We start from the raw sequence: 12,090 nt of genomic DNA, 5'->3' as shown, positions 1-12,090 counted from the left end.
AATTCACATGTCAACGCTTTTAATTCACTTTCCTTCACTTTCCTTCATAAGAGTAATTTTCTTCTTAATTCTTCACATTTCTTAGATATTTCTCATAATATAGCAATGAGCAAAAGAATAATGAAAGGATAAACAAAATGCGTAAAGATATTGAATATTTAGGTAAAGAAATGGACTATGCTAGAGCATATGTACTACTTCAAGTTTATGAAAACTTATATACAATTAACGATGCCTTTGAAAAAGGTACAATATTCAAAGATCTATCTATGCCCTATTATGAAAAAACAAAATCTAAATGCTAAGAGGTGATATATAAATGGATAAAAAAGACTTAATGGAAAGTATAATGAAATATCAATTTTACGCTCTGGACCTTAATCTATACCTAGATAATTTTCCAGAATGTGAAAATGCCAAACGTGACTATAAAGAAATATCTATGAAACTGTCCGAATCAATGTGTATATATGAAGAAAAATATGGACAACTTACAAATTTCGGTTCATCCGATAATAGTAATCCTGAGTCTTGGACACACGATCCATGGCCTTGGCAAAGAAAAATCAGGAGGAAGAATTAAGTATGTGGACTTACGTAAAAACTCTGCAATATCCAATCAATCTAAAATCAAAAGATTTAAAGATGGCTAAATTTCTTATATCGCAATATGGTGGCCCAGACGGAGAATTAGGAGCAGCCCTTAGATATTTAAATCAACGTTTTACAATGCCTACAGGCAAATCAAAAGCATTGTTGACCGATATTGGAACTGAGGAACTTGCGCACGTTGAGATGATTGGAACAATGGTTCATCAAATTGTTGAAAATGCGTCCTTAGAAGAACTTGTGGCTGTAGGACTTGGTGCCAGTTATGTAGATCATGGAAAAGCATTGTTTTATAATGATGCATCTGGAAATCCATGGACAGCAACTTATATACAAGCAAAAGGCGATCCAGTAGCTGATATTACCGAAGATATGGCTGCAGAACAAAAAGCTAGAGCAACCTATGAACATTTAATAAATTTAACAGATGATTATGACATAAAAGAAATTTTGAAATTTTTAAGAGAAAGAGAAGTCGTTCACTTTCAACGATTCGGCGAAGGCTTAATGGCTATTCAAGATTCTATTTAGTAAATAGAGTTTTTAAAAATGGTATGAAAATTTTAGGTTTCATACCATTTTTTATTTGAATTATTATATAAATTGTTGGCATACTATGTATGTACCAAAAAGAAAGGAGATGCTGTTTATGGATAGTCAAAACCACAGAGAATATGATAAAAAAAATTATTTAAAGAATGGCACCAAATCTCAAGGACAATACACAAAAAATAGTTTTAATACTACTCGTGAAAAGCCGGGAATTAACGAAAGTGGCCTAGAAGCTAAACATAAAGGATTTTAATTATGCCTTGAAAATCAGCCGAAATAGGCTGATTTTTTAATTTCTATAGACTTATTCATTAATCTGAATTTGAATACCCCTAGGATCCACGGGTGTAGAAAAAACAATCTGCGTTTCAGTGTTGCCAAACTTTTGCAAATGACCAATAAAAGTATCAAGCTCCACGGTAGTTCGATATGCTACTTTTATAAGCATTGAATAATTACCTGTTACACAATTACACTCAAGGACATTAGGACAATCAGCAATAAATGGATAAAACTCAGTTTTTTGTTTTGGTGACATAGCTAAATTAATAAATGCAGTAATATTATAACCAAGTTCCAACTGATTAACTTTAGCACTATATCCTATAATCACTCCTGTTCTCTCCAATTTTTCTATCCGAGCTGAGACTGCAGGTGATGATAAGAATACTTCTTCTGCAAGTTTTTTTAACGGGTATCGAGCATTTTCTTCTAATAATTTTATAAGATTTAAATCAATTTTATCCATAATATACTCCTCATTTTTACAAAATAAAAAGGCACATATAAAAAAGTTTGACCTTTTTATATGCACCATTGCACTATACTTTATATTTTACTGTCATATTCAATATAATTCAAGTTATTTAGCCAAATATAATATCTATATTGTTAATTACTCAACAATAATTATTTTAACAAACTTAATATTCTTAGTATTTCGCTTCACTTTATTTATAATATTAGCAATCATGTTAATTTTCATTCTAGTATATCCAGCTTTTAATTAATTTACTAAAGTTTATAAAATAAAGACATCCCTCTTTATAGTTTTTTTTATTAAGTCTTCTCCGGTGTTTTAATTTCTTTATTCGTTGTTATTTACAAATCATTTACTTTGTTTTTTATAAATGCTATTCTCAGTTATATTAAATAACAATAATAATTAATTGGGGGATTTGGATATGAATACAAGAATAGAATTTGATTCAATAGGAAGTATGAAGGTGCCATCTGGAGCTTATTATGGAGTTCAGTCCTTGCGTGCAAATAACAATTTCCATATAACAAGTAAAAAAATGAATTCCAAATTAATAATAAGTCTTGCAGAAATTAAGAAGGCTGCTGCTATTACTAATAGAAATGCTAGACTTTTAGATAATGAAATAGCCGATTCAATAATAGTAGCATGTGACGAAATTATTTCAGGGAAGTTGCACGATGAATTTATTGTTGATCCCATTCAAGGAGGAGCAGGAACTTCTGCTAATATGAATGCTAATGAAGTGATTGCTAATCGTGCCATAGAAATTCTTGGTGGAGTTAAAGGTGATTACAATATAGTTAATCCAAATGATCATGTCAATATGGCCCAATCTACTAATGATGTATTTCCAACAGCGGGGAAACTTGCAGTAATAAAATTATTGCCTAAAGCAATTTTTCAATTAAATAGATTATATAATGCACTTATAATTAAATCGGAGGAATTTGACGGTGTAATTAAAATGGGACGAACTCAACTACAAGATGCAGTTCCAATAAGACTTGGTCAATCCTTCCATGCTTATGCCTCAGTAATTAAACGCGATATTAATCGCTTAAATGTTTCCGAGAAGGAAATGAGAACTTTAAACTTAGGAGCTACCGCTATAGGAACTTCTATAAATGTAAGTCCTCAATATCTATATAACATTACTAAAAATCTTCAAGATGTGATTGGTACAAAGGTATCTCAAGCTGAAGATCTTATAGATGCCACTCAAAACACTGATGGGTTTGTTACTGTTTCAGGTGCACTTAAGAGTTGTGCAGTTAATTTATCTAAAATAGCAAATGATTTACGTTTATTATCTAGTGGGCCAAAGACAGGTTTAGGGGAAATAAACTTACCTAGTATGCAAAACGGTTCATCTATGATGCCTGGCAAAATAAACCCAGTCATTCCTGAAGTGGTTTCCCAAGTTGCTTTTAACATAATCGGAAATGATTTTACTATAACTATGGCTGCTGAAGCCGGTCAATTAGAGCTAAATGCCTTTGAACCAGTATTGTTTTATAATCTCTTTGAATCTATTGAAACCTTAGAATGTGTAACTAAAACCTTTGTAGATAACTGCATAATAGGTATTACTGCAAATTCTGAAAGATGTAAGGAACTTTTAGATCAAAGTGTTGGAACCGCTACTGCTCTTTGTCCTTATATAGGCTATAAAAAAGCAGCTGAAATTGCCAAAAAAGCATTATCAACTGGTGAAACTATTAGAAATATTGTTTTAAAGGATGGTATATTTACTGAAGATAAACTTGAATCAATACTTAATCCTATTGCAATGACAGAAATAGAATATAAAGTTGATCAATTTGCTATTTAATCTTAAACAGCTATATTAGAATTATTTAAAGAGTGTATTGAATTTTTTTGATACACTCCTTTTTTTATTTCTTATTTTAATATCAATTAGAAATAATATCATAAGTTAGGCAAACAGGCTTACCATCTCTTGGATTCTCCATAATTTCTGCATCTATATTAAATATTTCTTTAAGATTTGTATTTGTCATTACTTCCTTTGCAGTCCCAGCACATATAATCTCTCCTTTTTTTACTCCAATCATATAATCTGAAAATCTAGCCGCATTATTTATCTCATGTATAATCATCAATATAGTTATTTTATGAGATTGATTGATTTCTTGTAGTAATTGTAATATTTCTAATTGGTACGCCAAATCTAAATATGTAGTAGGTTCATCTAGCAAAAGAATATCTGTTTCTTGAGCTAATGCCATAGCTATCCAAGCTCTCTGCCTTTGACCTCCAGATAAAGTTTCAACATATCTATTCCTAAATTCTAAAATTCCTGTTTTTTCTAAAGCCCAGTTTATTATATCTTTATCCTCTTGCTTTAATCCACCAAATCCTTTTTGATGTGGAAATCTTCCATATGCAATAAGTTCTTCTACCTTTAATCCTTTTGGAGCTTCTGGATTTTGAGGAAGGACAGCCATTATCTTTGCTAAGTCTTTTGAGTGTTGTTTTTCAATTGCCTTGCCATTTATATAGATAGTCCCACTAGTAGGCTTCAATATTCTAGCAATGGTTTTAAGTATAGTAGATTTTCCACATCCATTTGCACCTATTAATGATGTAATTTTTCCCTTTGGGATATTTAAATTTAAGTTTTTAACTATTTCAATGTTTCCATATCCTATATTTAATTCCTCAGTAACTATACAATTCATCTTAATTCTCCTTTAACATTAAATAAATAAAATATGGTACTCCTATTATAGAAATAACTATTCCTACAGGAATTTCCATTGGCGCTAATATATTTCTAGCAATTGTATCACCAATTAATAAAATCAAAACTCCAATCACCGCTGATATAGGTATAAGTTTCACATGAGTTGGTCCTACTAACTTTCTAGCTATATGTGGCGATACTAATCCCAAAAAAGAAATACTTCCAGCAACGGATGTTGATACTCCAGCTAAAATAACAGCAAATATGATTAATTTTCTTCTTTCTTTTTCTACCTCTATCCCAAGTCCTTTAGAGATCTCATCTCCCAAAGTTAATACATCTAAATACTTTGATTTACGCACTACAAGTATGATAATCAAAATTATGAAAGGTGCTATAGCATATACATACTTCCATCCAACCCCCCAAATGCTACCTTGGGTCCATGCCATAACTCTATTAAATTCTTGAGTAGAAAATTTCAATTGAAAAACTGTAAGTAAGGAAGTAAATGCAATATTTATTCCTATACCTATTAAAATCAATCTAGAGGAGTTTATCCCCTTATTCCAAGATAAAGCATAAATAAGAAATGCTCCAAAGGCCGCTCCACACAAGGCAACTATTGGCATGGTGAAAATTGTTATATTGCTAATGCCCTCATAAACATTGCCATTAATTAAATATATGTATACTACTACAAAAAGAGCTGCTCCTGAATTTATACCCAGTATACCTGAGTCAGCTAAATCATTCCTTGTTACTCCTTGAAGTATTACTCCAGCAGTAGCCAATGCAGTTCCTATAAGAATAGCAATCAATATTCTAGGAAGTCTTAAATTAATTATCACCATTCTAAAATTACTCGTTCCTTGACCAGTTAAAGTCTTTATAACATCCAAAGGTGCTATTTTAAATGATCCAAGATTTAAACTAATAAGTAATACTAAAAAAATCAATAAAATTGAAATGCTTAAAACCCACAGAAACCTATTATTATTGTTATTTTTCACCTCTATCGCACTTCCCTTCTTACAAGATATATAAACATAGGAACACCCAGTAATGCAGTCAATGATCCGATGGGTGTCTCATAAGGAAGATTAATAGTTCTTGCCACTATATCACTATATATTAGTAAAACAGCTCCTAAAACAAAAGAACTTGGTATTATTACTTTATAGTCTACTCCAACTATAGCTTTTACTATTTGTGGTATTATAAGCCCTAAGAATATAATGTTTCCTGCCACAGCTACAGAAGCACCAGTTAAAATTATTACTATTAATATTGATATCGCTCGTACTCTATTAGTATTTTCACCTAGTCCTATTGCTACATCTTCTCCAAGACTTAAAATAGTGATTTTAGGTGCCATTATCATAGCTGCAGTCACCCCAATTAGTCCCACCACTATAAGAAGAAAAACTCCTTCCCATGATGCGGATACTAAACCTCCAAATATCCAGAAACTTAATTGTTGAGACAGATTAAAATACATAGAAATTCCTAGTGCTAATGAAATTAATAGCGTACCTAGAGCTGTCCCCGCTAAGACAAGTTTTATTGGATCAACTTTTTTTCCAGACCTTGAACTAATAATATATACTAAAATTCCACTGATACTTGCCCCTAAAAATGCAAATACCATTCTACCAAAACTTCCTATTTCAAGATTCGGACTAACTTCTTGAATTACAAATGCTACTGCTATTGCAAATGTTGAACCTTGAGTAATTCCCATTACAGAAGGCTCGGCTATAGGATTTCTTGTTATCCCCTGCATTATTGCTCCTGAAACAGCTAAAAATCCACCGACTAATACTCCTGCAATAGCCCTTGGAATTCTAATGTCTCTAATAATTAAAGAGTCTACATCTTCTAATTTATAAAATACACTCTGTATTATTGTTAAAATATTTATATTCTTTGCACCATATGAAATAGATAATCCCACTCCTATAACTAGTGCTGCAATCCCTATCAAGATTAATAAATACGCTCTTCCATTGCCTCTTTTATCGCCCATTTTTACTCCTTCTAAATTATAAACTAATAGATTAGAGAATCTCTCTAATCTATTATAATTAACTATTTTATAAAATTATCTCTAATAGATTCTAATAACAATTCTTTTCCTATAGGATTATAGGATTGACTAAAGTAAGGACTAGAATTTAAGAAAGTACTGTTTCCTTCTTTAACAGCTCTTAGATTCGCCCAAACTGAGCTTTTTTCTAAGTCTGCCTTATCAGTACCTGTTCCAATAACAATTATGTGATCTGCATCAATTGTAGATAACCCTTCCATAGAAACAGTTGGCAATGTAATTCCATCTTGTGGTGGTAAATTTTCTGGCCTAGCTAATCCCATATCATCATTTACTATTGTTCCTATACCAGCGTTACTAAATATCATGAAACTTCCGGAATATGCAAGTACTGTAAGATAAGTTTGTTGACCTGTCTTATCTAAGATTTCTTGCCCAAGATTTTTAGCTTTTTCATCATAATTTTTTAACCAATCAGCTGCTATTTCTTCTTTTTCAAGTAATGTGGAAACATCTGTTAATTTGGCTCTCCAATCATTTGCGTAATCTTTCATCATAACTACTGGAGCTATGTCTTTTAATTGCTCATATATCTTTGATTGTCTTTCGCTCATTATAATTAAATCCGGATTAGCAGCTAAAATTCCTTCTATATCCATAGTATCCATCATTGAATGCCCAACAACCACTGAATCTTTAAGCTTGTCTTCTATATAACTTGCAACTCTATCTGTTTGATACGAATCTACATTTGCAGTAGCTACTGGTACTAATCCTAGAATTACTAATTCTTCGCTAGAACCTGAAATATCAACTATTCTTTTAGGATTTGCAGGTATCTCTACATCTCCCTTTACTGTTGAAACCATTCTTACTTTTATATCATTCGACTTTTCTCCATCTTGTCCTGTGCATGCTACCAATGCTAATACCGATGCAGCAACTATCGTTATTGCTATTAAATTTTTTATTTTTTTCACAGATATTCCTCCTGTTTTTTAATTATACTTGATATTGATTATCACTAGTGAATCTTTAGCTATTGTATCAATAATCGTTATCATTGTAAAGAATTATTAATTTAATTAATAAAAAAAATAAGAAGTATTCTATAATATTTTTTTATACTATAGAATAACTTCTTATTTATAATCTGCTTTATTAAAATTCCAGCTATTTTTAAAACATTTTTTCTAATAGCCTTATTATGTAACTTAGTGTATGAAATTCTCTTGTTATTTCTACTTTTAAAGTATTTAGTCCTCTAATAAGTCTTTCCTCATTAAAATTCTCTAACAAAATCATTACGGTCAATATATTTATACTTCCATTTTTAGTATCAAAAATTCTAGCATCTTTAATATATTTATTTTCTTTCAAACCTTCAACTGTATTCCTTAATTCATCACTAATTATGATTTCTGGAACTTCATTAAAAACTCTAATGCCAATGTCATCAGCTTCAATATTTATAGCCGCTGATATATCACTTTCTAAAAAGATTACATTATTGAATTCAGCCTCTCTAAAATCGACTCCATCAAGATTCACAGAATTAAATACAGTATTTTCAAACTTACATTTTTTAAACTTACTTCCTTTTAAGTTTGCTCCAACAAATTCTGCTCCTATAAATGAACTATTATAGAAACTACATTTTTTAAAATGTGCTCCTCTAAAACTTACAAAATCAAAATTGCACTCTTCAAAATCACAATTATAACCATTGCTGTTCTTAAAATTATCATACATAAAATTCTTATCTTTTTTTTGTATATTATTATAGTTGAATTTCCCATTACTTTGGTTTCTACCCATTATTACCTCCAAGATTTATTATTTCTCCTTAATGTTATCTATAAAGTTAGTATAAGTCAATAAAATGAATTTCACAAAACTTTCTACTTAATTTTTTTTATTGCCATCATTTTGATACAATTGTATGGTAAGATATTCTATAGATATGAGGTGATTAAATGAATTTTCTATCCGGAACTTATGGCTTTGATATTTTATCAATTTTCCTTTTAGTGCTAGGTATGTTTTTTAACTTTGGTGAGTATAGTAGATATATTAGTTATTTACTTATGATTATTGTTATTTTTAGAGCACTATCAAAAAATACCTATAAACGAAATACTGAATTAACTAAATTTACTTCCATAATAAATAAAATACTAGGAAGATTTGGGAAAAGGCTTCCTTATCCATTACCCAAGGCAAGTTTAGAATCTTATCCAATATTATTTAGACAAATGAAGTCTAAATGGGATCAAAAAAGAAAATATAAAAAACAATATAAAATTGTTAAATGCCCTAAATGTAAACAAAAGCTAAGATTACCTAGAGGTCAGAAGTCTATTATAGTTACTTGTAAAAAATGTTCTAATGAATTTAAAATGAAAACTTAGAACGAAAAAAGAGGCTGTTGTAAAATAGAAATCACTTTCTATTTTCTAACAGCCTTTTTCATTTCTAATACATTAAAGCTAATTTCCCATGTTGTGATCTTACAATAAATGATAATGCAAAATTTATAGTAAAATAAATTATTGCTAGTAATCCATACATTGCAAATATTTGATCTGATGATACAAAACTTCCCATAAGAATCATACCTTTTCCAGTAAGATCTTCAATTCCAACTATCCATAAGAATGAAGTATCTTTTATAGTAGTTACAACCTGAGAAAGAATTGCTGGCACCATATTTCTAAATGCTTGAGGCAATATAATGTGTATAAGGATTTGAATTGTAGAAAACCCTTGTGATTTACCTGCCTCAAATTGACCAGCAGGTACTGAATTTAATCCACCTCTAATTATTTCTGCCATTACAGCTGTAGTAAATAAAGTCATCGATAGAATTCCTGAATACATAGGTTCTATAGGTATCAAGAATCTACAAAATAGAATCCAAAGAATTAATGGTGTATTCCTGAATATTTCAATATATACGGCTGCTACTGCACCAAAAATACCTTTATTTCGTCTAAGTACACCTAGAATTGTCCCAATAACAATACTAAGTATTATTGTAGCTATAGCTATTGTCATTGTTACCTTTAGCCCATCTAACAAAAATTTAATATTAACACTATTAATTATTGATCCCATAATTTAAATAACCCCCTCTGCCTTTTCCCCTAAGATTTTCTCTTCTGATTCACTTTCCTTGCCTTTATTACCAAAAGATTTCTTTTCTTCGAGTTTTTTAGCTAAGGTTGCTAATGGGAAACATAACATAAAGTATAGCAAACCTGTTGTTAGATATGCTGGTCCATAGTACATATTAGAACTTGACCAAGAATCTGAACTATACATCAAATCTCCGCCTGCTATCATTGCAAGTACAGAAGTATTCTTTAAAAGAGCAACTCCTTGATTTGCTAAAGGTGGTAATACTATTTTGAAAGCTTGAGGTAATATTATATATCTCATACACTCAGTAAAAGTAAATCCTTGAGATAATCCTGCTTCCATTTGACCTTTAGAAACAGATCCTATGCCCGCCCTAATAACTTCAGCAACATAAGCCCCATGATATACTCCAAGTGCTAATACACCTATTGAAACCACGTTTAATACTATACCTAAATAAGGCAATGCATTAAATAAGATAAATACTTGAATAACCAATGGTGTATTTTGAATTAATTCTACATAGACTCTTCCAATAGCCTTAAAGAATTTAAGTTTTGATGTTGAAAGAACTCCAACAACAATTCCTATTATTATCGCTACTATAAGTGCAAGAATTCCAACTTTAACTGTTACAAGAAGGCCTCCTCCAAAGATTTTCCAATCTGTAAATACGGCCTCCCATTTGAATAAACTAAAGGGGCTTGACATTATTTGATCTCCCACTTAGCAATTAATTCATCTAATTCTCCAGAAGATTTCATATCTGCTACTACTTTATTCACTAATTCTGCAAGGTCTTCGTTGGATTTCTTTGTTACAATTCCATATTCTTGAGGATTAGTTCTAAAATCTAAAATTTCTTTTGAATCATCTAAATACCCGTTTAATATTGATGCATCTACTGAGAAACAGTCAATTCTACCTGAATCTAATGCTGCACTTAACTCTGGATAACTTCCAAATTCACTAAACTTAAGAGTTATACCTTCTTCTTTTGCTACTTCCTCTAAAGCACTCTTAGTAGTTGAACTTTGAGATACACCTATAGTCTTACCATCAAGTTCCTTGAATTCTTTAATACCCAAGCTCTTCTTAACAAGTAATCCTACACCATCTGTAAAATATGGGTCTGAGAAATTATAACTTTCCTTTCTTTCCTCAGTAATTGTAAATGTAGCTATAACTGCATCTATCTCACCATTATCAAGCAATGGTCCTCTAGTTTTTGCAGTAACTGCTGCAGTTTCTATCTTACTCTCGTCTCCGAATATTTCCTTAGCAACAGCCTTAGCTATATCCACTTCTAAGCCTTCAACTTCTCCAGTTTCTGTGTTTTTTAAACCATATTTAGGAACATCAACCTTAACTCCTACCTTAAAAACACCGGCATCTTTTATTTGTTGAATTCCAGTAGTTGTAGCATCCTTATTACTAGAACATCCCACAAATATTAAGGTTGTTCCTAATACTAGTGCTGCAGTTAAAGCTGCTGTCAATTTTTTAATTTTCATAATAATAACCTCCTAATAATTTTATCTTACAATTTTACTTAAAAAACTTTTTGTTCTTTCATTAGTTGGGTTAACAAAGAAATGTTCCGGGTTACCTTCTTCAATAATTTCTCCATCTGCCATGAAAATCACTCTATCTGCTGCTTGTCTTGCGAAACCCATTTCATGTGTTACAACAACCATTGTTATATTTTCTTTAGATAATCCTATAATAACATCCAGAACTTCTTGTATCATCTCTGGATCTAGTGCAGATGTTGGCTCATCAAATAACATTATTTTCGGATGCATATTTAGTGCTCTAGCAATAGCAACTCTTTGCTGCTGACCTCCAGATAATTGAGCCGGATAAGCTGACACCTTATCTTCCAAACCAACAGTTTTTAAATATTTCATTGCTGACTCTATGGCTTGTTTTTTAGGAACTTTTTGAATTTTTATTGGTGCCAGGGTAAGATTTTCTAACACCGTCATGTGTGGGTAGAGATTAAATGATTGAAATACCATTGCTATTTCTTCTCTAACCTTACTTATTGGTGCTCCTTTTTTAGTGATTTCTACATCATTTACTATTACACTTCCATCAGTAGGTTTTTCTAATAAGTTCATACATCTTATTAATGTGCTTTTACCAGAACCACTAGGCCCAATAACAACAACCTTTTCGCCTTCTTTAACAGTTAAATTGATGTTTTTTAATACTTGATTTTTTCCGAAAAACTTATTTACCTTTTCAAGCTTTATCAACCTAACA

16 protein-coding genes are annotated in these 12,090 nt (G+C 30.9%); 6 read left to right on the top strand and 10 right to left on the bottom strand.

Annotated features, from left to right (window positions below; translation table 11 throughout):
• The first annotated feature begins 137 nt into the window (after positions 1 to 137).
• The 4 genes from CLVI_RS02070 (at position 138) to CLVI_RS17350 (ending at position 1,414) form a co-directional block, all read left to right on the top strand.
• The gene (locus CLVI_RS02070) at positions 138 to 305 is read left to right on the top strand and encodes a spore coat associated protein CotJA (RefSeq protein ID WP_106058452.1); all 168 of its coding nucleotides are present in this window, start codon (positions 138 to 140) and stop codon (positions 303 to 305) included.
• A gap of 14 nt (positions 306 to 319) precedes the next feature.
• The gene (locus tag CLVI_RS02065) at positions 320 to 583 is read left to right on the top strand and encodes a spore coat protein CotJB (protein WP_106058451.1); all 264 of its coding nucleotides are present in this window, start codon (positions 320 to 322) and stop codon (positions 581 to 583) included.
• A gap of 2 nt (positions 584 to 585) precedes the next feature.
• Positions 586 to 1,140, top strand: a complete 555-nt coding sequence (locus tag CLVI_RS02060) for a manganese catalase family protein (RefSeq protein WP_106058450.1) — start codon at positions 586 to 588, stop codon at positions 1,138 to 1,140.
• A gap of 118 nt (positions 1,141 to 1,258) precedes the next feature.
• Positions 1,259 to 1,414, top strand: coding sequence for a hypothetical protein (locus tag CLVI_RS17350; RefSeq protein ID WP_170065570.1), 156 nt, complete (start codon positions 1,259 to 1,261; stop codon positions 1,412 to 1,414).
• A gap of 51 nt (positions 1,415 to 1,465) precedes the next feature.
• Here CLVI_RS17350 and CLVI_RS02055 read toward each other — a convergent pair whose 3' ends face one another.
• The gene (locus CLVI_RS02055) at positions 1,466 to 1,909 is read right to left on the bottom strand and encodes an Lrp/AsnC family transcriptional regulator (protein WP_106058449.1); all 444 of its coding nucleotides are present in this window, start codon (positions 1,907 to 1,909) and stop codon (positions 1,466 to 1,468) included.
• Positions 1,910 to 2,345: 436 nt separating this feature from the next.
• On the opposite strand from CLVI_RS02055, the gene CLVI_RS02050 reads away from it, so the two are divergent.
• Positions 2,346 to 3,755 carry an aspartate ammonia-lyase gene (locus CLVI_RS02050; RefSeq protein WP_106058448.1) on the top strand — a complete coding sequence of 470 codons (1,410 nt, stop codon included), beginning with the start codon at positions 2,346 to 2,348 and terminating at the stop codon, positions 3,753 to 3,755.
• 82 nt (positions 3,756 to 3,837) lie between these two features.
• Here CLVI_RS02050 and CLVI_RS02045 read toward each other — a convergent pair whose 3' ends face one another.
• The 5 genes from CLVI_RS02045 to CLVI_RS02025 all read right to left on the bottom strand — a co-directional run bounded on the left by CLVI_RS02045 (position 3,838) and on the right by CLVI_RS02025 (position 8,499).
• Positions 3,838 to 4,626 carry an ABC transporter ATP-binding protein gene (locus CLVI_RS02045; RefSeq protein ID WP_106058447.1) on the bottom strand — a complete coding sequence of 263 codons (789 nt, stop codon included), beginning with the start codon at positions 4,624 to 4,626 and terminating at the stop codon, positions 3,838 to 3,840.
• Position 4,627: 1 nt separating this feature from the next.
• Positions 4,628 to 5,617 carry a FecCD family ABC transporter permease gene (locus CLVI_RS02040; protein WP_423237127.1) on the bottom strand — a complete coding sequence of 330 codons (990 nt, stop codon included), beginning with the start codon at positions 5,615 to 5,617 and terminating at the stop codon, positions 4,628 to 4,630.
• 29 nt (positions 5,618 to 5,646) lie between these two features.
• Positions 5,647 to 6,660, bottom strand: a complete 1,014-nt coding sequence (locus tag CLVI_RS02035; RefSeq protein WP_106058445.1) for a FecCD family ABC transporter permease — start codon at positions 6,658 to 6,660, stop codon at positions 5,647 to 5,649.
• Between the two features lie 62 nt (positions 6,661 to 6,722).
• A complete protein-coding gene (locus tag CLVI_RS02030; protein ID WP_106058444.1) occupies positions 6,723 to 7,661 on the bottom strand; it encodes an ABC transporter substrate-binding protein in 939 nt (312 codons plus the stop codon).
• Positions 7,662 to 7,860: 199 nt separating this feature from the next.
• Entirely contained in the window at positions 7,861 to 8,499 is a 639-nt protein-coding gene (locus tag CLVI_RS02025; protein ID WP_106058443.1) for a pentapeptide repeat-containing protein, read from the bottom strand.
• A gap of 158 nt (positions 8,500 to 8,657) precedes the next feature.
• On the opposite strand from CLVI_RS02025, the gene CLVI_RS02020 reads away from it, so the two are divergent.
• The gene (locus CLVI_RS02020) at positions 8,658 to 9,092 is read left to right on the top strand and encodes a hypothetical protein (protein WP_106058442.1); all 435 of its coding nucleotides are present in this window, start codon (positions 8,658 to 8,660) and stop codon (positions 9,090 to 9,092) included.
• A 64-nt stretch (positions 9,093 to 9,156) separates the two neighbouring features.
• Here CLVI_RS02020 and CLVI_RS02015 read toward each other — a convergent pair whose 3' ends face one another.
• From CLVI_RS02015 to CLVI_RS02000, 4 genes are read right to left on the bottom strand one after another with little or no spacing between them, the layout of a single operon-like run.
• A complete protein-coding gene (locus CLVI_RS02015; protein ID WP_106058441.1) occupies positions 9,157 to 9,798 on the bottom strand; it encodes an amino acid ABC transporter permease in 642 nt (213 codons plus the stop codon).
• A 3-nt stretch (positions 9,799 to 9,801) separates the two neighbouring features.
• Positions 9,802 to 10,533: an amino acid ABC transporter permease gene (locus CLVI_RS02010; protein WP_106058440.1), complete on the bottom strand. Its 732-nt coding sequence runs from the start codon at positions 10,531 to 10,533 to the stop codon at positions 9,802 to 9,804.
• Positions 10,533 to 11,336, bottom strand: coding sequence for a transporter substrate-binding domain-containing protein (locus tag CLVI_RS02005; RefSeq protein ID WP_106058439.1), 804 nt, complete (start codon positions 11,334 to 11,336; stop codon positions 10,533 to 10,535). The genes CLVI_RS02010 and CLVI_RS02005 overlap by 1 nt, the downstream gene beginning before the upstream one ends.
• A 21-nt stretch (positions 11,337 to 11,357) precedes the next feature.
• Entirely contained in the window at positions 11,358 to 12,083 is a 726-nt protein-coding gene (locus CLVI_RS02000) for an amino acid ABC transporter ATP-binding protein (protein ID WP_106058438.1), read from the bottom strand.
• Between the last annotated feature and the right edge of the window lie 7 nt (positions 12,084 to 12,090).

It is taken from the genome of Clostridium vincentii (assembly GCF_002995745.1).
Lineage (GTDB): Bacteria > Bacillota > Clostridia > Clostridiales > Clostridiaceae > Clostridium > Clostridium vincentii.
The sequence above is the reverse complement of the archived record's forward strand: the minus strand, read 5'-3'. Positions and strand labels throughout refer to the sequence as shown.

What these genes read in the sequence shown, in the direction of transcription:
- CLVI_RS02020 (WP_106058442.1), top strand. Translation starts at nt 8,658, where the DNA reads ATGAATTTTCTATCCGGAACTTATGGCTTTGATATTTTATCAATTTTC.
- CLVI_RS02010 (WP_106058440.1), bottom strand. Translation starts at nt 10,533, where the DNA reads ATGTCAAGCCCCTTTAGTTTATTCAAATGGGAGGCCGTATTTACAGAT.
- CLVI_RS17350 (WP_170065570.1), top strand. Translation starts at nt 1,259, where the DNA reads ATGGATAGTCAAAACCACAGAGAATATGATAAAAAAAATTATTTAAAG.
- CLVI_RS02065 (WP_106058451.1), top strand. Translation starts at nt 320, where the DNA reads ATGGATAAAAAAGACTTAATGGAAAGTATAATGAAATATCAATTTTAC.
- CLVI_RS02050 (WP_106058448.1), top strand. Translation starts at nt 2,346, where the DNA reads ATGAATACAAGAATAGAATTTGATTCAATAGGAAGTATGAAGGTGCCA.
- CLVI_RS02035 (WP_106058445.1), bottom strand. Translation starts at nt 6,660, where the DNA reads ATGGGCGATAAAAGAGGCAATGGAAGAGCGTATTTATTAATCTTGATA.
- CLVI_RS02055 (WP_106058449.1), bottom strand. Translation starts at nt 1,909, where the DNA reads ATGGATAAAATTGATTTAAATCTTATAAAATTATTAGAAGAAAATGCT.
- CLVI_RS02015 (WP_106058441.1), bottom strand. Translation starts at nt 9,798, where the DNA reads ATGGGATCAATAATTAATAGTGTTAATATTAAATTTTTGTTAGATGGG.
- CLVI_RS02005 (WP_106058439.1), bottom strand. Translation starts at nt 11,336, where the DNA reads ATGAAAATTAAAAAATTGACAGCAGCTTTAACTGCAGCACTAGTATTA.
- CLVI_RS02060 (WP_106058450.1), top strand. Translation starts at nt 586, where the DNA reads ATGTGGACTTACGTAAAAACTCTGCAATATCCAATCAATCTAAAATCA.
- CLVI_RS02025 (WP_106058443.1), bottom strand. Translation starts at nt 8,499, where the DNA reads ATGGGTAGAAACCAAAGTAATGGGAAATTCAACTATAATAATATACAA.
- CLVI_RS02070 (WP_106058452.1), top strand. Translation starts at nt 138, where the DNA reads ATGCGTAAAGATATTGAATATTTAGGTAAAGAAATGGACTATGCTAGA.
- CLVI_RS02045 (WP_106058447.1), bottom strand. Translation starts at nt 4,626, where the DNA reads ATGAATTGTATAGTTACTGAGGAATTAAATATAGGATATGGAAACATT.